The organism is Streptomyces sp. NPDC057474, from assembly GCF_042802555.1.
Taxonomy (GTDB): domain Bacteria; phylum Actinomycetota; class Actinomycetes; order Streptomycetales; family Streptomycetaceae; genus Streptomyces.
The window spans coordinates 8,434-29,659 of the sequence record NZ_JBHVDX010000121.1 but is presented as its reverse complement, the minus strand read 5'-3'; the positions used below and the strand labels follow the sequence as shown (position 1 = coordinate 29,659).

Sequence of the window (21,226 nt, the reverse complement as noted above, 5' to 3'; positions counted from 1 at the left end):
GAGCTACGCTCCCCGGCGGCGCGGCGGCGGCCCGCCCACGTCACCCCCTCCACGAAGGACCCGTTCATGCTGAACATCGCGGACACACTGCACCGCTGGTGCCGCGAGGACCGCCCTTTCGCCCTCGCCACCGTCGTCGACGTCACCGGCAGCGCACCCCTGCCCGCCGGCACCTCGGTCGCGGTGGACGCCGACGGCAACGCCGTCGGGAGCATCTCCGGCGGATGCGTCGAGGGCGCGGTCTACGAACTGTGCCGACAGGTGCTCCGCGACCGGGGTGCCCCCCAGCGCGCCTGGTTCGGCTACTCCGACGACGACGCCTTCGCCGTCGGCCTGACCTGCGGCGGCGAACTCGACGTCCTCGTCCAACGCATCGATCCCTCGGCCCAGCAGCACATCGGCGCAGCCCTCGCCGACGTCGTCCGGGGCCGGCCCACCGCTGTGGCGCAGATCGTGGACGGCCCCCGCAACCTCCTCGGCTCGACCCTGAGCGTCCTCGTCGGCGGCAGCGTCACCTACGGCACCCTGGACGACGGGCCGGCGGACCGACTTGTGGCGGAGGAAGCCAGGGCCCTGCTGCGAGCCGGACGCACCGCCCGTGTCACGGTCGGCGGCAACGGGGACGGCTGCCCCGAACCATTGACCGTCCTTGTCCATGTCAACGCGTCCCGCCCGCGCCTGCTGGCCTTCGGCGCCGTCGACTTCGCCGCCGCACTCAGCCAGGCCGGCGGCTTCCTCGGCTACCGGGTCACCGTCTGCGACGCCCGCCCCGTCTTCGCCACCGCCGCACGCTTCCCGCACGCCGACGAGGTCGTCGTCGACTGGCCCCACCGCTACCTGGAACGCACCGAGGTGGACGCACGCACCGCGATCTGCGTCCTCACCCACGACGCCAAGTTCGACATCCCCCTGCTGCGCCTGGCCCTCGACCTGCCCGTCGGCTACATCGGCGCCATGGGCTCCCGACGCACCCATCACGAACGCCTGCGCCTCTTGCGCGAGGCCGGCGTGACCGAGGAACAGCTCGCCCGGCTGCGCTCACCGATCGGCCTCGACCTCGGCGCCCGCACCCCCGAGGAGACGGCCATCTCCATCGTCGCGGAGATCATCGCCCACGCCGGCCAGGGCACAGGCCTGCCCCTGACACAGGCCACCGGTCCGATCCACCGGCCGCTCCCTCAGGGGAGTCCGGTCGCAGTCGGCTGAGGGAGGACGCGGCAGATCCTGGCCGATGGCCGACGGGGTGCCCCCACGGCGTAGGGCCTGTTGGGCAGGGCCCGGGACACACGCTGTGCCGCTGGTTCCCTGCCCGTCCAGCGCCTGGGGTTGCCGGCACCAGCGCCTACGGCCAGAGCCTCCCCATGCGAAGCAGTTCCTCTTCTGCGCCCCGATGCGCTTCACAGTGCATCTGCAGTTCTTTATCCGCAAAGCGGCAGCTGCCGACAGTTCGGTCGATCATCGCTCCGCCACGAAGCAGGGAGGAATTCCTCCCCTCACAGAAAGCCCGTGCGGTGTGATGCTCTTCGGCGTCCCCCACCCCACGGCGGTCGCATGTCGCCACGAAAAGAGAATGCCACCGAATGTCACCCCCGAACGACGGCCGACCCCGCAAGCTGCCCTTCGTCGTCCTGGTGCTGTCCGCCGGAACATTCCTCATGGGCACCACCGAATTCGTCATCGCGGGTCTGCTGCCCGAGATCGCCGACGATCTGAATGTCTCCCTGTCTCAGGCGGGTCTGCTGATCACGGCGTTCGCGGCAGGCATGATCGTCGGGGCGCCGGCGATGGCTATCGCGACGCTGCGCCTGCCCCGGCGCTCCACGCTGGTCCTCGCGCTCGTCGTCTTCGCCCTCGGCCACCTGGTCGCCGCGCTCAGCTCGTCCTTCGCTCTCGTGCTCGCGGCCCGCGTGGTGACCGCACTGGCCACCGGGACCTTCTGGTGCGTCGCCGCGATCGTGGCCACGACCGCGGCAGGGCCGGCAGCGACGTCACGGGCCCTGGGCATGCTCCTGGGAGGTCTGACCGTGGCCACCGTGGCCGGCGTACCGCTGGGCGCGTGGCTGGGGCAGCTGTCGGGCTGGCGCGGGCCGTTCTGGGTGCTGGCCGCGCTGTCAGCCGGCGCGGCGGCGGTCATCGGCCGGTACATCCCTGCCGACGAGCGACGCGAAGCGCCTTCCGTCCGGGCCGAGTTCGCCGCGCTGCGGGATGTTCGGGTCTGGCTGACGCTGAGTGCCATGACGCTGCTGATGGGCGGTGTTCTGGCGACGTACACCTACATCTCGCCCCTGCTCACCGAGCGGGCCGGCATCTCCGCTGGGGCCGTGCCCATGGTCCTGACCGGCTACGGCCTGGGCGCGCTGCTGGGCACCACGGTCGGCGGGCGCCTGGGCGACCGTCGCCCCCTTGCCACACTCATCACGGCCGCTGCCACGACCACGCTGGTCCTGCTGTTGTTGACCTTTCTCTCCACAAGCCCTGTGGCGACCGTCGTCCTGGTGACACTGATGGGGGTGACCGGCTTCGCCGCGAACCCGGCGCTCGGCGCACTGGCCCTGCGCTTCGCCGGTTCCGCTCCCACCCTCGCCTCCGGCCTCAGCGGCGCGGCGCCCAACGTGGGCATCGCCATCGGCTCCTGGACGGCGGGCATCGCCCTGACCTCACCGCTGGGGCCGGCAGGGCCCCCGCTGGTCGGCACAGTGGCGGCCGCCCTCACCCTCGTACCGCTGACGGCACTCGCGCTGATGCGCGCCACCCGCTCCGAGACGCCCCCGCCTCAGCCCCGAGCAGCCGCGGACCAGTCGGTCGGGCCGAGCGAGAGCGCTCCGAACATCGGCTGACACGGTGCTCGCCCCACGGACTAGCAGCAGGTCACGCTCACGGGCCGACGGCATGCGGTACATACAGCCCGGCGGGGTCGCCACAGGTGTCGGCACATCGCCACCACTTGGGATGGTCCCCCCAGGACAGCGGCGCACGTATTGCCACGGTGAATCTCCACGTCGTCCGGCTGTTCGGCCCGACAAGCGGTGTCGAAGGAGGTTCCGGTGCTCCCCGAGCGAGCAGCTCCTCGGCTGCCGTAGGCATCGTTCAGCGGAGGGAAGAAGAGGGTGACAGGTTCTGGTCGGCGGCCCAGGAGGCGAGGATGCGCAGCCGCTCGTGGGTGGGGGAACCGGGGGCGGCGGTCCAGACGGTGAGGTGCTGGTCGGGATCGGTGTTGGCGGTGAGGGTGTCCCAGTCCAGGACCAGCTCACCCACCACGGGGTGATGGAGGGTCTTGGTGCCCACGGTACGGGCCGCTACGCGGTGGTCGCCCCACCACTGGGCGAACTGCTTGTCACGTGTGGACAGTTCACCGACCAGCTCGATCAGACGGGGATCCTCGGGATACTGCGCCGACTCCATCCGCAGTTGCGCCACGGCGATCCGTGCCGAGCCCTCCCAGTCGGCGTACAGGCTGCGCATCGCCGGATCGGTGAAGATGAGCCGGGGGTAGTTGCGGTGCTTCTCCGGGATACGGGAGAAGTCGGTGACCAGCGCGGCCGCCAGCGCGTTCCACGCCAGGATGTCCCCGCGCCGCCCCTGCACGATGGCCGGGGTCGCGGTGAGATCGTCCAGCACGCGCTGCAGCTGCGGCTGGACCTTCTGCCTGCCATGGCGCCGGGTGCGGGTGGTGGTCTTGCCCGCGAGCTGGAACAGATAGCCCCGCTCGTCGTCATCCAGACGCAGAACCCGGGCAAGAGTGTCCAGCACGGGAGCGGACGCCTGCATACGCCCCTGCTCAAGACGCGTGTAGTAGTCCGTGCTGATCGAGGCGAGCTGGGCGACCTCCTCGCGGCGGAGCCCGTCCACCCGGCGGGACCCGCCGGTCTCCGGCAGCCCGACCGTGCGCGGGCTCAGCTCGGAGCGACGCTTCTTGAGGAATTCGCCGAGCTCATTGAGAGGAACGTTGCTGGTCATGCTTCCCATCCTGACGAGGCCGGCAGGTTCTGGTCGGCAGCCCAGGAGGCGAGAATGCGCAGCCGGTCGTGCGCGGGGGAGCCCGGGGCAGCGGTCCAGACCGTCATGTACTGGTCGGGGTCGGTGTTGGCGGTCAGGGTGTCGCAGTCGAGGGTGACCTCGCCCACGACCGGATGGATGAGGGTCTTCGTGCCCACGGTGCGGGCCGCGACGCGGTGGTCGCCCCACCACTGGGCGAACTGCTGGTCGCGCATGGACAGTTCACCGACCAGCGCGATCAGACGGGGATCCTCCGGATACTTCGCCGCCTCCATCCGCAGCTGCGCCACGGTGACGTACGCAGCCGTCTCCCAGTCGGCGTAGAGGCCGCGCATCGCCGGTTCGATGAACAGGAGCCGGGGGTAGTTGCGGTGCTTCTCCGGAATATGGGAGAAATCGGTGACCAGCGCGGCCGCCAGCACGTTCCACGCCAGGATGTCACCGCGCCGCCCCTGGATCATGGCCGGGACGGAGGTGAGGTCCTCCAGTACCCGCTGCAGCTGTGGCTGGACCTTCTGCACGCCGCGGCGCCGCGTGCGGACGGTGGTCCTGCCCGCGAGCTGGAACAGATAGCCCCGCTCGTCGTCATCCAGATGCAGAACCCGGGCAAGAGTGTCCAGGACGGGAGCGGACGCCTGCATGCGGCCCTGCTCGAGCCGGGTGTAGTAGTCGGTGCTGATCGAGGCGAGTTGAGCGACCTCCTCGCGGCGCAGCCCGTCCACCCGGCGCAGCCGGCTTGTCGAGGGAAGCCCGACCGTGCGCGGGCTCAGCTGTGAGCGGCGCTTCTTGAGGAATTCTCCCAGTTCGTTCAGGGGGACGTTGCTGGTCATGCTTCCCAGCATTACATCGATCGCACCTGGGGAAGGGGGGAGAATTTCCTCCCTGGATGTTCCTCTCCCAGGACAGATTCCTCCGCTTTTCGCGCCCGCCCTCGCGTGTGAGGCTGGATTTCGAGCAGCCGGTCCAGATTCCCGGTTGCGGTTGCAGACCCTCGTACCGAAGGAAGCACCCCATCATGCGCGGAGCAGTCATTCACGCCCCCGGCGACGTGCGCTTCGAGACCCTGGACGACCCGAAGATCAGCCGACCGACCGACGCCGTCATCCGCACGGTCGCCACCTGTGTGTGCGGCTCGGACCTGTGGCCCTACCGCGGCGCCGAGCCGGTGGACGAGCCCCATCCGATGGGGCACGAGTACGTCGGCATCGTCGAGGAGGTCGGCAGCGAGGTCTCCAACGTCAAGCCGGGGCAGTTCGTGGTCGGCTCCTTCGCCATCTCGGACAACACCTGTGTGAACTGCCGGAACGGCTGGCAGTCCAGCTGTCTCAACCGGGAGTTCATGAGCACCTGCCAGGCGGACTACGTCCGTATCCCCAACGCCCACGGCACGCTGGTCGCCACCGACGAGCACCCGTCCGGCGATCTGGTGCCCAGCCTGCTCGCCGTCTCCGACGTGATGGGCACGGGCTGGTACGCCGCCCTCGCGGCCGAGGTGAGGCCCGGCTCCACCTCCGTCGTCGTCGGTGACGGCGCGGTCGGCCTGTGCGGAGTCATCGCCGCCAGGGAACTGGGCGCCGAGCGGATCATCGCGATGAGCCGCCACGAGTCCCGGCAGAAGCTGGCCCTGGAGTTCGGCGCCACCGACATCATCAGCGAACGCGGCGACGAAGGCATCGCCCGCGTCAAGGACCTCACCGGCGGTATAGGCGCCGACTCGGTCCTGGAGTGCGTCGGCACGGCCGAGTCCATGCGGCAGGCCCTGCACTCCGCCCGTCCCGGCGGCAACGTGGGCTTCGTCGGCGTCCCGCACGAGGTCTCGGTCGAGGGCCAGGAGCTGTTCTTCTCACAGGTCGGCCTGCGCGGCGGCCCCGCCCCCGTGCGCCGCTACCTGCCCGACCTGATCGACCGCGTCCTGACCGGCCGGATCAACCCGGGCAAGGTCTTCGACCTCACCCTGCCGCTGAACCAGGTCGCCGAGGGCTACAAGGCGATGGACGAGCGCCGCGCCATCAAGGCCCTCCTGAAGCCCTGACCCGTAAACCGCCCATCGCGGGACCGGGCATCCCCAGCCCGGCCCCGGACGGGCCCCCTTCTGGAAAGGGACTTACCGTGACCACTTTCGCCCTGATCGGCGCCGGCCCCGGCCTCGGGCTCGCCACCGCCCGCCGCTTCGCAGCCGCCGGCCACACCGTCGCCCTCATCTCCCGCAACGCCGAGAACCTGGACGTCCTCACGGCAGAACTGGCCCGCGACGGCATCAACGCCCGCGGCTTCGCCGCCGACGTCCTCGACATCGAGTCCCTGACGGCGGCCCTGTACACGGCCGGAGCCACGCTGGGGCCCGTCGAGATCCTCCAGTACAGCCCCGTCCCCCGCGCCGACTTCATGAAACCGGTCCTCGACACCGGCGCCGACGACCTCGACGCGCCCCTCGCCTTCTCCGTCAAGGGCCCCGTCACCGCGGTGAACGCCGTCCTGCCCGGCATGCGCGAACTCGGCCGCGGCACCCTCCTGTTCGTCAACGGCTCCAGCGCCGTACGCCCCAACCCGAACGTCGCCGGCACCTCCATCGCCTTCGCCGCCGAAAGCGCCTACGCCCGCATGCTCCACGACACCCTCGCCCCGCAGAACATCCATGTCGCCCAGCTGATCGTGCCGGGCGCCATCCGGCCCGACGCCGAACACAGCAGCCCCGACGCCCTGGCCCAGCGCCTCTACGGCATCCACACCGAGCGCGAAGGCTTCCGCCACTACTCCGAGCCCTTCCCCGACTGAGCTCCTGGACACCCCGTGACCCTGGCCGCCCTTCCCGCCCTGCCCCGTGCCGCCGTAGCCGCGGCCCTGCTGTTTGCCGTGGCCGCCTGCACCGACGATTCGCCACCGTCCGCATCCCCCAGCACGCCATCGGCCGCCTCCCCGAGCACGCCGGAGCGGACGACGACAAGTCCCGCAGCCACCACAACCCCTGACAGGTCCGCCGCCATGAACATCCGGATCACCATCGACGGCACCCCCGTCGACGCCACTCTCAACAACAGCGCCGCCGCCCGGGACTTCGCCGCCCAGCTCCCCCTCACCCTGAACCTGACCGACTTTCACCAGAACGAGAAGATCGCCGACCTGCCCAGTCGGCTGTCCGCCTCCGGCGCGCCGAGCGGAGTCCATCCCCGTACCGGCGACCTCGCCTACTACGCACCCTGGGGCAACCTCGCCATCTACTACCGCGACGGCTCACCCAGCACCGGCAACGACCTGATCATCCTGGGTCACATGCATGAAAGCGCCACCAAACAGCTCGCCGACAACGACGAGGTCAGCGTCACCATCGAAGACGCCTCCTGACCCCTCCGGCAGCCGCCGCTAGACCAACGTGTCAGGGCGGGCATCTCCCTTGTGCTCCGACAAGAACAACCGCACCCCGCCCCGGGCGACCTCGACGAACGCGGGAAGTCCCGGTTCGAAGCGATGTTCCCACTGCTTGGCGAAGCCCAGTCGCTCGTACCACGCGACCGCCGCCGCAGCGTCCTCGACGCGAAGAATGGGGATGACTTCCTCGTCCATGGCGCCATCGTCGCAGACCGCCCAGGGCGAACGTTGCCTGATGCGGCACTAGGTCAGCCTGCTCGTCCCGAACAGCTTCCTCGCCCGCGGGTCTTCTCCCCGCCCTGCCGCTGGCCGGACCCTCCGGTTCAGCCATGATGCTTTCCGGGCGGCTGCCTGGTGCGCGGCATACCAGGCGGCAGCCGGGCCGACGCGATCACTCGCGCGGTACGAGACCTACGCCACCCTGAACTCGATCTGGGTGATGGCCGGTCCGTCGCCAGTGACCTGGCCTTCGCCGATTGACTCCGTCCAGGAGCCGTCCGTTTGGAGCTTCGCCAAAACCGTGGGGGAAAGACTGACCGTGATCTGGATACCGCCCCCAGGGGACGGGGAACGGTCTATGCGAATTTCGTTGCTCATGCCGACGAAGTTACATCCAACGCGCCGGTCGGCATGGGTCATTGGCGTTATATCCAAAGTCGTGAGGTTACTGGCTGATCCGTCCGCGTCAACAGGATGCCGGTCGTCCATCACCGCCAAACTCCAGCATCAGTTCGCCAGTTCACGGGATACGGCCGCGACCGCGATGTTGGTGCTCTACTTACAGGTCAGGAAGTCCTCTCTCCCCGCCGGTGCAGCCGCCGGTTGCCGCGATCCGCCGGGGTTGGCCCCTCTCCGTATCCGGGTCGCACCCGCGTGGGGTCGGCCCCGTGGCGCCGGGCGTGGACGCGGCACGGATCGTGTGCTCCCCGCACCCGTCGTGCGAGCGTTTGGGATCGGTGAGCACCCACGTCATCGTCGACAGCCACCTCGTTCTCCCGGACCGCGTCGGCCGGTCCGGGAGCAGCGGTCGTATCCCCCGGCGCTTCGCGGTTTGCCTCATGCGACGGGCGTATCAGCATGACACCGCCGGCGGGCGAGGATGTCCGTGGCCGACTCGGTCACGTGGACCCGGTGCCCGTACGAGCGTGCGACGACGTCCTGCTGTCCCCGTCCGGCGCCGGGTCGGCCGGTCCGGGCAGCCCGCTGGAACCGGCTCCTGGGACCGGGCGTCCGAGGGCCGACTCGGTGCTCTCGCCGAGGAAGCCGCCCGACTGGTGCTGCCACAGCTTGGCGTAGGCACCGTTCGCCGCGAGCAGCTCCTCGTGCGTGCCCTGTTCGACGACGCTTCCGCGGTCGAGGACGACGAGACGGTCCATGCCGGCGACCGTGCTCAGACGGTGGGCGACCACGAGGGCCGTACGTCCGTCCATCAACCGCCACAGGGCGTCCTGGACGAGGAGCTCGCTCTCCGAGTCCAGCGCGCTGGTCGCCTCGTCGAGCAGCAGGATCGGGGCGTCGCGCAGGATGGCCCTGGCGAGGGCGACGCGCTGGCGCTGGCCGCCCGAGAGTTTCACCCCCCGCTCCCCCACCAGAGTGCTGAAGCCGTCGGGGAGTTGGTCGGCGAACTCCGTGACGTGCGCGGCCGCGGCCGCGGCGTGGATCTCCTCGTCGGTGGCGCCGGGCCGGGCGAAGGCGATGTTGTCCCGCAGGCTGCGGTGGAACATGGCGGGTTCCTGCGGGACGTAGGCGATCAGTGAGCGCAGGTCGGTCTGACGCAGCCGGCTGATGTCCTGACCACCGATCAGGATGCGTCCGTCGTCGATGTCCGACATCCGCAGCAGGAGCCGGGTGAGTGTGGTCTTGCCGCCGCCGGACCTGCCGACCAGACCGATCCGTGCGCCTGCGGGCACGTCCAGGTCGAGTGCCTGGAAAATCGGCTTCGCACCGGCGTGGGCGAAGGTCACCGCCTCGAAGCGGATGCCGGTGTTTCGTGGTGCGAGCGGTTCGGGTTCCCTCGGGTCGAGCACGGTGGGCGGATCCAGCAGCAGCTCGGTGAACTGCGCGGCCTCGGTCATCGAGCTTTCCAGACGCCGGTAGATCTGGTTGAACTCGAACATGATCTGGGTGGCGTTGGAGTAGTAGGTGAAAGCGACGACGATCTCCTCCACTCCCTGGCCCGGGCCACCGAAGGCGACGGCGACCAACAGGCCCAGCACGTTGGTCAGCACGGACATGGGGGCGATCAGGGTGTCGACGCGCAGATTGCCGTAGTCCCACGACGTCAGCGTCAGGCGCCGGGAGTCCGCGACACGGCCGCGGTGTTCGTCGGCCTCCCGTCGCTCGGCCGCGAACGCCCGGATGGTCTCCATGTTCATGAGGCTGTCGGCGACGTGGCCGGAGACCCGGGCGATCGCCGCCTCGCGGTCGTTGACGAGCCTCTGCCGGCGACGGATCAGAGGTGTCGCGGCCACCACGGTCAGCGCGATCATCACAAGAAGGCCGGCGACGAGCATCGGTTCGTAGCTCCACAGCACCACGGCACCGAACACCAGGGGAACGAGACTGCCCACGATCCGGTACGTCACCGTGTCGACGAAGTCCTCGAAGCGCTTGCCGAAGCTCAGCACCCGTTTGGTCAGGGAGCCGGCGAAGTTGTCGTGGAAGAATGCCGCGTCCTTGGCGAGGAGTTCGTCCATGCCGCTCACGTACAGGTGTTCCATGCCGAGGGCGTCCACGCGGTTCAGGCAGTGCTGCCCGACCCGCCACACGGCCTCGGCGAGCAGCAGCGTCACGCCGAAGCCCACCACGTACGGCAGCGCCGAGCTGAGGGTGAGACCGCCGTCGTCGGCAGCCTGTCCTGCCAGTTTGGCGATCAGGAGGGGGGCGACGTAGCGGATGCCGATGTTGCCCACGGCCGGCAGCAGCAGCGCGGGCAGGGCCAGCCGTCGTAGTCGCAGCAGTTCCCGTCCGTAGCGGCGCAGCGCCAGAACGACCGCGCTCCTGCCCGGCGTCGGCCCTCGCGTTTCTGTTGTTCCCATCACACTCCCGCAGTTCGGAAGTCGGAAGTGTCCCGTCGGGGGAGGCCCTCAGTCCAGGCATTTACCGCGGACTGGCGAGAACCGGACACCGCTGTGTTCAGCGTGCGCAGCGGACGTATGCAGTGGTGAGCTTGCGGTAGTCGGTGTAGCCATCGTCGTAGTTCAGGGCCCAGCGCACGGCGGGCTCGGGGCCGGAGGCGCCGGCCGTCCAGTACCAGGCGTCCTTCTGGGTCGCCGGGAAGGCGGCGGGGGGCCACTGCTCGCCAGACTCCCGTAAGAGTTGATGAGCCGAACACTGTGTCCGCGCAGAGGTGACCGCCTGGCCAACGCCATGACAGTCCAGGTGACCTCCGCATTCGCCACGGCCAGTCCCGAGGTCGCGTCCGGCGCCGTGGTCGCGCAGCCGGACATGCTGATCCGATCATTGAGGCGGCGGACGTGCCAGCGGGATGGTTGGTACGCGGACAGATCGGAGCGGCGAGCTCCGGGGTCACGAGCCCGGATCGGATCGCCGGCCGACTGCAAGTGGGGCACGGGGACAACTCCGACCGCCGACGCGCGGCCGGTGCCACAGAGCAGCAGGGTGGCGGGGCCACAGCGTGGCGGGGCCACGGCGTGGCGGGATCACAGCAGGCGCAGTTCGCGGGCGCGGCGTACCGCGTCGTTGCGGCGGTTCACCGCCAGTTTCCGGAAGACGCTCTTGAGGTGGGTCTTGACGGTGTTCACCGACACGCACAGGTCGGCGGCGATCTCCTCGGTGGACATCATCCGGTCCAGCCGCCGCAGCACATCGCGTTCGCGCCCGCTCAGCTCCTCCACCACCGGCGGCCGGTCCTCGGGCCGGGGCCCGGTGTGCGGCGGCGGTCCTGGGGGTCCCGGGGTGAGCCAGCCGGCCGCGAGGCCCCTCAGCGGTGGGGTGTCGAGGACGGGCGGGAGCCATCCGCCGGCTTCGGCGAAGGGCCGGCGCAGCCGCTCGCGCCGGGCCTCGTGGAGTGCCCGGGCGACGAGCCTGCGCACGGCGGCCGGGTCGCCGACGGCGTGCGCGGCCTCGGCGCGGACCAGCAGGGCCCGTACGGTCACCGCGGGGCCGGTGCGGCTCTCGGGCAGCACCCCGTCCAACAGGTCGATCGCCGCGAGGGGTGTGCCCGCGGCGAGCCGGGCCCGCGCCTCCCCCACCGCGCACACCGGCTGGTGGCCGGGCACGGCGTGCAGCAGTGCGGCGGCCGCCTCGGGCCGGCCTCGGGCGAGGTGGGTGGCGGCGGCGACCAGTGCCGTGTGTCCCTCCACCCAGGGTGAGGCCACGTCGGCGGCCACGGCCGGTTCCGCCGCCGCCAGGGCGGCGGCGGTGTCGCCGTGGGCCAGCAGCAGTCGGGCGGTGGCGAGGGCCCGGCCGGCCTCCGTCACCGGGTCCCGCATCGTGGGGCGGGCGTCCGCCGCCGCGTCGAGATGGGCCCGGGCCAGCCGCAGTTCGTCCCGGTCGACGGCCACGGCGGCTAGGACCAGCCGTCCGATGCCGAAGCCGGACGGCTGCGGCAGGCTGTATCGCTCGGACACGGTCAGCGCCGCCATGGCCTTGCGTTCCGCCCGGCCGAGCCAGCCGTTCAGGTAGTCGATGAGGGCCAGGCGGCCGAGGGAGTCCTCGCGCGGCAGTGCCGTCGACGCGTCCCCGGAGCCGTCGGCGACCAGGGACAGTGCGGCACGTGCCTCCTCGAAGCGCCCGGCCCACAGCCGTGTCGACCCCAGATGGGCCAGAAGGAGGGCGGTGAGTTCGGGGTGCTTGTCCAGGAGGTGGGCGGGTACCTGTTCCCGCAGCCTCTCGGCCGTTCCGGCCGCCAGCTCCGCCTTCGCCGGCGAGCCGGTCAGCCGGGCCGCCAGCGCCTCCAGCAGGACATAGCTCAGCCGTGCCGCCGCCGGACCCGGTGCGTCCTCCGCCTCCGCCCGGCTCTCGTCCCCCGCCAGGCCCCGCTCCGCGTGCCGCAGATGGGTCAGGCCCCGGTCGAGCTCGCACCGGGAGAGCTCACGGGCCGCCCGTACGAGGTTCGCGGCGGGGCTCGTCGCCTCGGGGCCCATGCGGGAGAACAGCTCGGCGAGGTCGCCGGAGCGCAGGCCCGTGAAGAGCTGACCGATGGCGAGGTCGTCGACGAGGGCGCCGGCGGTGAACTCCCAGTCGCCCGCCGCGGCCCCGTGGCCGAGCGCCTCCGCGAGGGTGCCCGAGCGGCGCAGCCACTCGGCGGCCCGCCGGTGGAGTAGGGGTTCCAGGCCGGGACGGCGCATCCGCAGATGGGCGTGGAGGATCTCCCCGAAGAGCGGGTGGAGGCGGTACCGGGCGTGCCCGAGGTCCTCGACGAACGCGTTCTCACGGTGCAGCCCGGCCAGGATGCCCTCGGCGTCGGTGCGTTCCGTCAGCGCGTTCGCCAGTTCGGGACGAAACCGCTCCAGGACGCTGACCCGCAGGAGGAGATCCTGGGTCTCGGGGGTCTGCCGTTCGAGCACCTCCGCGAGCAGGAAGTCGGCGACTGCCGTGCGCTCGGCCTCGAATCGCTTCAGATACGTCTCCGGATCCGGACTCTCCCGCGCGGCCAGCGCGCACAGCCGCAGACCGGCCGCCCACCCCCGGGTGCGCTCCCCGAGCGCCTCCGCGACGGGCACCGGGAGCCGCAGGCCGTGCCGGCGCAGCAGTACGGCCGCCTCCTCGGGCGTGAAGGCCAGCTCGGCGTTCCTGATCTCCGTCATGTCACCGGCCGCCCGATGGCGGTGCAGCGGCAGCAGCGGTTCGGTGCGGGTGACGAGGATCAGGCGCATGCCGGGCGCCGCGTGGTGCAGCACGAACTCCAGCTGGTCCGCTATCTCCGGGTCGGTCACCCGGTCGTACTCGTCGAGCACCACGATCAAGGGCCGCTCCCGGGCGCCCAGCTCCGCGGCGAGCCGTGTCAGCAGCGTACGGTCCACGCGGCCGGCGTCGGCCGGGCAGCCGATCTCGGGCGGCAGTGGCACGCCGGCGGCGCGCAGTGCCTGGAGGAAGTACGCCCAGAACATGCCGGGTCCCTGATCGCCGGCCTCGGTGGTGAGCCAGGCGACCGGCAGGTCCTGCCGCGCGGCCCAGTCGGCGACCAGCAGGGTCTTGCCGGCGCCGGCGGCCCCGTTGACCATGGTCAACGGTGTCCTCAGGGCCTGGTCGAGGTGGTCGATCAGGCGTTTCCGCCGGAGGAACATGGCGGGCCGGGCCGGTACGGCGAACCGGGTGCGCAGGAACGGGTCGCCCTGGGGATCGGCGCACGGGACGGCCGGCCCCGAACCGCTCTCCTCGGACCCTGCCACGGCGCTCACCACCACTGGTCGTCAGGTCTTGGGCAGCGTTCCTCGTTCAGCATCCCAGTGTTCCCCCGCGGCTGCGCGCCGCGTCGGCTTCTGCGAACCGGACCCGTACGGAGCCCAGGCCCGAGATGTGGGCCTCGAAAACATCGCCCCGGGGCGGGCCGGGGCCATGGGGCCGAGGGCGCCGGTCAGGACGAGGTCGCCCGCGCGGAGCGGGTCGCCGCGCTCGGCGAGAGCGGAGGCGAGCCAGACGGCCGCGTTGAGGGGCCGCCGAGACAGTCGGCGCCGGTGCCCTCGGAGACGGTGGCGCCGCTCCGGGTCGTGGTCATCGTCACGGCGCGGAGGTCCGCGGCGGTGAGAGGTACGGGTGTGGCTCCGAGGACGTACAGGCCGCAGGAGTCGTTGGCGGCGACGGTGTCGACGATCGATATGTCCCATCCGCGCACCCGGCTGTTACGAGGAGCAGGAGGCCCAGCCGCGTCGCGCCCACCCGCATCTCGCCGACCCGCTCGCCCCGTCTCGTCCTGTCGGTCCTGTCGGTCATCAGCACCACCCGCGGAACATCCCGCTGCCGCCGCGCCGACCCCCCGCACTTGGTCTCGATCGATACCGTATCGGATGAACGCACGACGGTAGTGTGGGCCTCATGCCCGCCGACGTTCCTCACGGAGCCGCCTCCTCGCGCGCGACCGACCGCCCCTTGCGTGCGACCGACCGCCCCGGGGACGCATCGCCGTTCGCTCTCGGTCTGCTGCTGCGCCGGGCGCACTCGCGTGCGGCCACGGTGATGACGGAGGCGCTCCGGCCGCTCGGCATCGAGCTGCGGCACTTCGCCGTGCTGATCGAGCTGGTCAACCACGGGCCCACGGTGCAGCGGGACCTGGCGACGGCGACGGGGTCGGACAAGGCCGGAATCATGCGGATCGTGGACGACCTGGAGCGCAGGAAGCTGGCCGTGCGCAAGGCCGTTCCGGGGGACCGGCGGGCGCGGGCGGTGGAGATCACGCCGCAGGGGCTGGAGCTGTTCGACGCGGCCCATGTGGCGGCGGAGCCGCTGGCCGAGCGCCTGGTCGCCGAATTGGCGCCCGACGAGCCCGCGCGGCTGATGGATCTGCTGACCCGGTTCACCCATCCCGCGGGCGGCGAGGACACCGCGTGACGCCCTGAGGCGAGGCGTCACACGGCCCCGTGGACCGGGGTCACGCCGCGAGGCGCTCCGCGAGTTCCTTGGCCTTGAGGGCCGCGTCCTCGAAGGCGCGCTTGCGGGAGTCCTCGTAGAGGGGGATCAGTTCGGACATGGCCGGGTTGCTGGGTGCCATGGTGAGTTCCGGGACGATGAAGTCGAGGTCCATGCCGAGGGTGCGATGGAGGACTGCCTCCAGGTAGGTCCGCACGAACTCGAAGCCCTCGCGCGGGGTGCCCGGCGCGTAGGAGCCGCCGCGGCTGGCGACGACGGTGACCGGGATGTCCCGGGTGGAGGGGGTCTCGCCCGCGGTGCGGCCGAAGAGGATCACGTTGTCCAGCCAGGCCTTGAGGGTCGACGGGATCGAGAAGTTGTACATGGGGGCGCCGATCAGGACGGCGTCCGCCCCCTCCAGTTCCTCGATGAGCCGCACACGCGCGGCGAAGGCGGCGGCCTGCTCCGGGGTCCGCTCCGACGGGTCGGCGAATCCGGCCGACCAGCCGTCGGCGGTGATGTGCGGGACCGGGTCGGCTGCGAGGTCGCGGTGGATCACCGTGCCCCGCGGGTGCCGCTCCTCCCAGACCTGGCGGAAGGCGTCCGCGACCGAGCGGGACAGGGACGCCTCGCCGGGAAGCACGGACGAGTCGATGTGCAGCAACGTGGCCATGACCATCTCCAAAGTGCGGTGCCCGAGGCGGAGAGCCGGGGCTGAGGATCGTACGGTCAATAGTTAAACACGAGATAGTATTGAATGATACCATCGCAGTTGCAACGAAGGCAGAGACGTCGAACGCGGAGGAGATAGGCGGTCTTGGACGTCTACGAGGCGGTCACGAGCCGACGGGCGGTGCGCGGATTCACCGACCGGCCCGTCCCGAGGGCGGCGCTGAAGCGGGTGCTGTCCACCGCGACCCGGGCGCCGTCCGGGTCGAACCTCCAGCCCTGGCACGCCTACGCACTGACCGGCAGACCGCTGACCGAACTCAAGAAACGCACCGGCGAGCGCGTGGCCACGGGCGACGCCTGGGACGAGCCGGAGTACGAGATGTACCCGCCCGCACTGAGGTCCCCGTATCGCGAGCGCCGGTCCGCCTTCGGCGAGCAGCGCTACGGCGCACTCGGCATTCCGCGCGAAGATCTGGAGGCCCGCCAGAGGGCCGCTTCCGCGAACTGGGACTGCTTCGGCGCGCCCGCCGCCCTGTTCTGCTACATCGACCGCGCCATGGGCCCGGCCCAGTGGTCCGACGTCGGCATGTATCTGCAGACCGTCATGCTGCTGCTCCGCGCCGAAGGGCTGCACAGCTGCGCGCAGATGGCGTGGGCGAAGTACCACCGGACCGTCGCGGAGGCCCTGTCACCGCCGGACGAGCTGATCCTCTTCTGCGGCATGTCGATCGGATTCGAGGACGGGACGGCGGATCGCACCCGCACGGGCCGAGCGCCGCTCGACGAGACACTCACCTTCATCGACGGTTGAATCATCACACATCGGCACATTTGCGGCGAAGGCATGCCATGAAGTTCGCGGTCATCGCGGCGGTACCGGGCTGATCGGGTCGCAGGTCGTCAGGAATCTGAACGCCGCCGGGCACGAGGCGGTCCCGCACTCGCAGTCCACCGGAGTCGACGTCATCACCGGACAGGGAGTGGACGAGGCGGTCGCGGGAGCCGACGTCGTCGTCAACCTGACGAACTCCCCGACCTTCGACGAGGCCTCCCCCGGACTTCTTCCGGACCTCGATGGACAACCTGCTGGCCGCCGCCGAAAAGGGCGGCGTCGTACACGTCGTCGTCCTCTCGAACGTCGGCGTGGACCAGGTGCCGGAGCTGGACCACTACCGGGCCAAGGTGCTCCAGGAGAACATCCTCACGACCGGGCCGATCCCCTACTCCATCGTCCGGGCGACGCAGTTCACGGAGTTCATGGACGCCGTCCTGTCCTGGACCGCCGACGGCGACACCGTCCCGCTGCCCGCCACGCCGATCCAGCCGATCGCGTCCAAGGACGTGGCCGACGCGGTGGCGGAGGTCGCCGCGGGCGCCCCGCTGAACGGCGTGCGCGACATCGCGGGGCCCGAGGTCTTCTCCCTGGACGAGCTGGGCCGGATCACCCTGTCCCGCAAGGGCGATCACCGCACGGTCGTCACCGACCCCACCGCCGGCAGGTTCGCCGTGGTGAAGGGCGACGTCCTCACGGACAAGGACGCCCACCTGGCCCCCACCCACTACGCCGACTGCTCTCCTGACCCGCCCGCACCCTCTCAGACGGCTTCTCGCCCCGTCAGTGCGACTCGCGGCTCACCTCGGAGCCGCTGGACCCGATGAGGAAGTCGAGGTCGGCGCCGGTGTCGGCCTGGAGGACATGGTCGACGTAGAGGCGTTCCCAGCCACGCCGGGGGGCGGCGAAGCCGTGGGCCGTGGCCCGGTCCGGCTCCCGACAGGCGAGTTCGTCGGCGGACACGTCGACGTCGATGCGGCGGGCATCGACGTCGAGGACGATGAAGTCGCCGGTCCGCACGAGGGCGAGGGGGCCGCCCGCGGCGGCTTCCGGTGCGACGTGGAGGACGACCGTCCCGTACGCCGTGCCGCTCATCCGGCCGTCGCAGACGCGCACCATGTCGCGGACGCCCTGTTCGAGGAGCTTTTTCGGCAGGGGCATGTTGGCTACCTCCGGCATGCCCGGGTAGCCCTTGGGTCCGCAGCCACGCAGAACGAGCACGGAGTCGGCGTCGACGTCCAGATCGGGGTCGTCGATCCGGGCGCGGAAGTCCTCGATGGAGTCGAAGACGACGGCCCGGCCCCGGTGGCGCAGCAGGTGCGGGGAGGCGGCGGCCGGTTTGACGAGCGCGCCGTCCGGGGCGAGGTTGCCGCGCAGTACGGCGATGCCGCCCTCGGCGACCAGGGGTTCGGCGCGCGGGCGGATGACCTCGGCGTCCCAGACGGTGGCGTCGTCGAGGTGGCCGACCAGCGGCTCGCCGGTGACGGTCAGCGCGTCGGGGTCGAGCAGGTCACGGACCTCGCGCAGGACGGCGAGCAGCCCTCCGGCGCGGTGGAAGTCCTCCATGAGGAAACGCCCGGCCGGCTGGAGGTCCACGAGGACCGGCACACGGGAGCCGATGCGGTCGAAGTCGTCGAGGGTGAGGGCGATGCCGAGGCGCCCGGCGATCGCCAGGAGATGGACGACCACGTTGGTGGAGCCGCCGATGGCCGCCAGCGCCACGATCGCGTTGTGGAAGGACGCCCTGGTCAGGAAGGTGCCCGGCCGCCGGTCGGCGCCCACCATGTCCACGGCCAGGCGGCCCGTGTGGTGTGCGGCCTCAAGGAGGCGGCTGTCGGGGGCGGGCGTGCCCGCCACGCCGGGGATCACCGTGCCCAGCGCCTCGGCGACCAGCGCCATCGTCGACGCCGTCCCCATCGTGTTGCAGTGCCCCCGGCTGCGGATCATCGCCGACTCGGAGCGGGTGAACTGCTCCTGGGAGAGCGTGCCCGCCCGCACCTCCTCCGACAGCTGCCACACACCGGTGCCGCAGCCCAGCAGGCCGCCGCGGAAGGTGCCGTTGAGCATCGGTCCGCCCGGGACCACGACCGCGGGGAGGTCCACCGAGGCGGCGGCCATCAACAGCGACGGGATCGTCTTGTCACAGCCGCCGAGGAGCACGACACCGTCGACGGGGTTGGCCCGCAGCATCTCCTCCGTGGCCATCGCGGCCATGTTCCGCCAGAGCATCGCCGTGGGCCGCACGTTCGTCTCGCCCAGCGACACCACCGGCAGATCCAGCGGGATGCCGCCCGCCTCGTACACGCCGCCTCGCACCGAGGCCGCGACCTCGTTCAGATGCGCGTTGCAGGGGGTCAGGTCCGAGGCGGTGTTGGCGATGGCGATCTGCGGCCGGCCCGTGAAGGCGTCGCCCGGCACGCCCCGCCGCATCCACGCCCGGTGGATGTAGGCGTTGCGGTCCTGTCCCCCGTACCACTGCGCACTGCGGAGCGTCACCCAAGCCCCTTCCGACTATCGATACGGCGGTCTACAGTCTGGAACGCGATGAAGCAGATGAAGCTTACGCAGCCGTGCGGGGGATCGACAGACCTCGGTGAGGACGGCCCAACGGGCGCCGGGGGCAACCGACTCGTGGGGTCGGACCGGGTGCTGGCGGTCCTCAGGGAGCTGGCCCGGTATCCCGACGGGGTGGGGCTGGAGGAGCTGACCCGGGTGATCGGCAGCCCCAAGCCGACCGTGCACCGGGCGCTCGGCGCGCTGCGCCGAGCCGGGCTGGCCGACCAGGACGCCCTTGGCCGCTACGGGCTCGGCGACGAGTTCCTTCGCATGGCCTTCGCCCACCACGAGGCGCGGCCCGAGCACATCCGCGTCCGCCCGGTGCTCGAAGCGCTGGCACACCGGTTCGGCGAGACCGCGCACTACGCCGTGCTCGACGGTCATGAGGTCGTCTACCGCGCCAAGGTCGACCCGCGCACCGGTGCCGTACGGCTGACGTCGACGATCGGCGGACGCAACCCCGCCCACACCACCGCCGTCGGAAAGCTGCTGCTCAGCGGGCAGTTGGGCAGCCCGGAGGAGGCCGAGGCGTGGATCGGCGGCTCCCCCCTGGAGCGTCGTACGCCACGGACGCCGTGTGCGGCCGGCGACCTGTACCGCGAGCTGGAGGCCACCCGCGCACGGGGGTACGGCGTCGACGACCAGGAGACCGAGGCGGGGGTCAACTGCCTCGCCCTGCCCGTGTTCCTCACCTCGCCGACGGCCCCCTCCGGAGCTGTGAGCGTCAGCGCGCTGGCCTACCGGACACCGCTGGCGACCCTCGTCGACGCGCTCGACGAGATCCGCGCGCTGCTCGGTCGCCTCGGCGAGCCGCACCGATGAGACCCCGCTCGAGACCCCGCTCGGAACCTTGCTGAAGACCTGACTCACGCCTGACCCCGACCCTGGAGAAAGACCCGTGTCCCTCATGCGCGCGTTCGTCCTCACCGCCCCCGGCGCGTACGAGGTCCAGGACATCCCGGCGCCGGCGCCCGGGCCCGGTGAGGTCGTCGTCGACGTCGAGCGGGTCGGGGTGTGCGGCACCGACATGGAGTTCTTCACCGGCACGATGGCCTACCTGCACCAAGGGCACTCCTCCTATCCGATGCGGCTCGGCCACGAGTGGGCCGGGCGGGTGTCGGCGGTCGGCGACGGTGTCGACCCCGGCTGGGTCGGCCGACGTGTCATGGGCGACACGATGCTCGGCTGCGGCGAGTGCCGCCGCTGTCTCCGGGGCGACCAGCACGTGTGCGAGCGGCGCCGGGAGGTCGGCATACGCGGGGGCCAGGCCGGCGCCCTGGCCGAGCGGCTCGCCGTACCGGCCTCCTCCCTGCACGCCCTGCCCGACTCCGTGGACGCCGTGCTCGGCGCGCTCGTGGAGCCGGGCGGCAACGCCCTGCGCGCGGCGGAGGCCGCCGCGACGCGTCCGGGGGACCGCGCGCTGGTCCTGGGCCCGGGGACGATCGGACTGCTGGTCGCGCTGTTCCTCCGCGCCGCCGGTGCGGAGGTCCACCTCATGGGCCGGACCGCCGACTCTCTCGACTTCGCCCGCGGCCTGGGCTTCGCGCACACCTGGACGGAGGACTCCGTCCCGGACCTCCCCTTCGACGCCGTCGTCGACGCCACGAACGCCGCCCATCTGCCGGGCAGTGCCCTGGAGTTGGTGGAACCCGGCGGCCGCGTCGTGTACATCGGGCTGGCCGCCGAGCCCAGCCGGATCGACACCCGCGCGCTCGTCCTCAAGGACGTCACGGCCGTCGGCATCCTCTCCGCCTCCCCGGGCCTCGACGCCACCATCCGTGCGTACGCCGTCGGCACGGTCGACCCCCGACCGCTCGTCGCCGCCACGGTGCGCCTCGACGAGGTCGGCCCGGTGCTCGCCGGTGAGCGCCCGGCCGGGGCGGGGGCGGGGCCGAAGATCCACGTCGACCCCGCCAGGCAGGCCCTCTGAGAGCCGGCTCCACAAGCCCTCTGAAGGTCGGCGCGGCTGACCTTCGCCAGGTCGACTCGCAACCCCTCCGAGATTCGGCACGGCGGCCTCGGAGGGTCGACTCGACGGACCCCTCCGAGGGGCGGCCCTGCAAGCGTCTGAGATTCGGCTCGGCGGACCCTCCGCAGGTCGGCCCTCCAAGCCGTCTGAGATTCGGCTCGACGGACCCTCCACAGGTCGGCCCTCCAAGCCGTCTGAGATTCGGCTCGGCGGACCCTCCACAGGTCGGCCCTCCAAGCCGTCTGAGATTCGGCTCGGCGGACCCTCCACAGGTCGGCCCTCCAAGCCGTCTGAGATTCGGCTCG

General features: G+C 71.3%; 16 protein-coding genes and 3 pseudogenes. 10 read left to right on the top strand and 9 right to left on the bottom strand.

Annotation, left to right across the window (positions count from 1 at the left end; genetic code table 11):
• Positions 1-66 precede the first annotated feature (66 nt).
• Together ACFU53_RS28700 and ACFU53_RS28695 are read left to right on the top strand one after the other, a co-directional pair.
• Complete coding sequence (locus ACFU53_RS28700) at positions 67-1,206, top strand: XdhC family protein (RefSeq protein ID WP_383998417.1); 1,140 nt, start codon at positions 67-69, stop codon at positions 1,204-1,206.
• Between the two features lie 374 nt (positions 1,207-1,580).
• Positions 1,581-2,837: an MFS transporter gene (locus tag ACFU53_RS28695; protein WP_383998408.1), complete on the top strand. Its 1,257-nt coding sequence runs from the start codon at positions 1,581-1,583 to the stop codon at positions 2,835-2,837.
• Positions 2,838-3,087: 250 nt separating this feature from the next.
• Here the strand turns inward: ACFU53_RS28695 and ACFU53_RS28690 are convergent, their stop codons facing one another.
• Both ACFU53_RS28690 and ACFU53_RS28685 read right to left on the bottom strand, forming a co-directional pair.
• The gene (locus ACFU53_RS28690; RefSeq protein WP_383998405.1) at positions 3,088-3,957 is read right to left on the bottom strand and encodes a helix-turn-helix domain-containing protein; all 870 of its coding nucleotides are present in this window, start codon (positions 3,955-3,957) and stop codon (positions 3,088-3,090) included.
• Positions 3,954-4,838, bottom strand: coding sequence for a helix-turn-helix domain-containing protein (locus ACFU53_RS28685; RefSeq protein WP_383998402.1), 885 nt, complete (start codon positions 4,836-4,838; stop codon positions 3,954-3,956). Before ACFU53_RS28685 ends, ACFU53_RS28690 begins: the two co-directional genes overlap by 4 nt.
• Before the next feature lie 173 nt (positions 4,839-5,011).
• Between ACFU53_RS28685 and ACFU53_RS28680 the strand changes: the two genes are divergently transcribed.
• The 3 genes from ACFU53_RS28680 (at position 5,012) to ACFU53_RS28670 (ending at position 7,338) form a co-directional block, all read left to right on the top strand.
• The gene (locus ACFU53_RS28680; RefSeq protein WP_383998399.1) at positions 5,012-6,028 is read left to right on the top strand and encodes a zinc-dependent alcohol dehydrogenase family protein; all 1,017 of its coding nucleotides are present in this window, start codon (positions 5,012-5,014) and stop codon (positions 6,026-6,028) included.
• A gap of 77 nt (positions 6,029-6,105) precedes the next feature.
• Positions 6,106-6,771 (top strand): SDR family NAD(P)-dependent oxidoreductase, encoded by a 666-nt coding sequence (locus ACFU53_RS28675; RefSeq protein ID WP_383998397.1) that lies wholly within the window; start codon positions 6,106-6,108, stop codon positions 6,769-6,771.
• 207 nt (positions 6,772-6,978) lie between these two features.
• Positions 6,979-7,338, top strand: a complete 360-nt coding sequence (locus ACFU53_RS28670; RefSeq protein WP_383998394.1) for a cyclophilin-like fold protein — start codon at positions 6,979-6,981, stop codon at positions 7,336-7,338.
• A gap of 21 nt (positions 7,339-7,359) precedes the next feature.
• Here the strand turns inward: ACFU53_RS28670 and ACFU53_RS28665 are convergent.
• The 5 genes and pseudogenes from ACFU53_RS28665 to ACFU53_RS28645 all read right to left on the bottom strand — a co-directional run.
• Positions 7,360-7,557, bottom strand: a pseudogene (locus ACFU53_RS28665) (glyoxalase superfamily protein); the annotation flags it as partial.
• A gap of 216 nt (positions 7,558-7,773) precedes the next feature.
• Positions 7,774-7,959 carry a hypothetical protein gene (locus tag ACFU53_RS28660; RefSeq protein WP_383998391.1) on the bottom strand — a complete coding sequence of 62 codons (186 nt, stop codon included), beginning with the start codon at positions 7,957-7,959 and terminating at the stop codon, positions 7,774-7,776.
• Between the two features lie 521 nt (positions 7,960-8,480).
• Positions 8,481-10,400 carry an ABC transporter ATP-binding protein gene (locus tag ACFU53_RS28655; RefSeq protein ID WP_383998388.1) on the bottom strand — a complete coding sequence of 640 codons (1,920 nt, stop codon included), beginning with the start codon at positions 10,398-10,400 and terminating at the stop codon, positions 8,481-8,483.
• Between the two features lie 624 nt (positions 10,401-11,024).
• Positions 11,025-13,727 carry a LuxR C-terminal-related transcriptional regulator gene (locus ACFU53_RS28650; protein WP_383998385.1) on the bottom strand — a complete coding sequence of 901 codons (2,703 nt, stop codon included), beginning with the start codon at positions 13,725-13,727 and terminating at the stop codon, positions 11,025-11,027.
• A 37-nt stretch (positions 13,728-13,764) separates the two neighbouring features.
• Positions 13,765-14,170: pseudogene (locus ACFU53_RS28645) on the bottom strand (fumarylacetoacetate hydrolase family protein); the annotation flags it as partial.
• A 191-nt stretch (positions 14,171-14,361) separates the two neighbouring features.
• On the opposite strand from ACFU53_RS28645, the gene ACFU53_RS28640 reads away from it, so the two are divergent.
• Entirely contained in the window at positions 14,362-14,874 is a 513-nt protein-coding gene (locus ACFU53_RS28640; RefSeq protein WP_383998383.1) for a MarR family winged helix-turn-helix transcriptional regulator, read from the top strand.
• Between the two features lie 40 nt (positions 14,875-14,914).
• On the opposite strand, the gene ACFU53_RS28635 is transcribed toward ACFU53_RS28640, so the two are convergent.
• The gene (locus ACFU53_RS28635; protein ID WP_383998380.1) at positions 14,915-15,565 is read right to left on the bottom strand and encodes an FMN-dependent NADH-azoreductase; all 651 of its coding nucleotides are present in this window, start codon (positions 15,563-15,565) and stop codon (positions 14,915-14,917) included.
• 144 nt (positions 15,566-15,709) lie between these two features.
• On the opposite strand from ACFU53_RS28635, the gene ACFU53_RS28630 reads away from it, so the two are divergent.
• On the top strand, positions 15,710-16,375 hold the full coding sequence (locus ACFU53_RS28630; protein ID WP_383998377.1) for a nitroreductase: 666 nt from the start codon (positions 15,710-15,712) through the stop codon (positions 16,373-16,375).
• Between the two features lie 38 nt (positions 16,376-16,413).
• Positions 16,414-17,133, top strand: a pseudogene (locus ACFU53_RS28625) (SDR family oxidoreductase); the annotation flags it as partial.
• 46 nt (positions 17,134-17,179) lie between these two features.
• Here ACFU53_RS28625 and ACFU53_RS28620 read toward each other — a convergent pair.
• Positions 17,180-18,892, bottom strand: coding sequence for an IlvD/Edd family dehydratase (locus ACFU53_RS28620; protein ID WP_383998374.1), 1,713 nt, complete (start codon positions 18,890-18,892; stop codon positions 17,180-17,182).
• Positions 18,893-18,949: 57 nt separating this feature from the next.
• Between ACFU53_RS28620 and ACFU53_RS28615 the strand changes: the two genes are divergently transcribed.
• Together ACFU53_RS28615 and ACFU53_RS28610 are read left to right on the top strand one after the other, a co-directional pair.
• Positions 18,950-19,774 (top strand): IclR family transcriptional regulator, encoded by an 825-nt coding sequence (locus tag ACFU53_RS28615; protein ID WP_383998414.1) that lies wholly within the window; start codon positions 18,950-18,952, stop codon positions 19,772-19,774.
• A gap of 85 nt (positions 19,775-19,859) precedes the next feature.
• Entirely contained in the window at positions 19,860-20,882 is a 1,023-nt protein-coding gene (locus ACFU53_RS28610) for a zinc-binding dehydrogenase (protein WP_383998411.1), read from the top strand.
• Positions 20,883-21,226 lie beyond the last annotated feature (344 nt).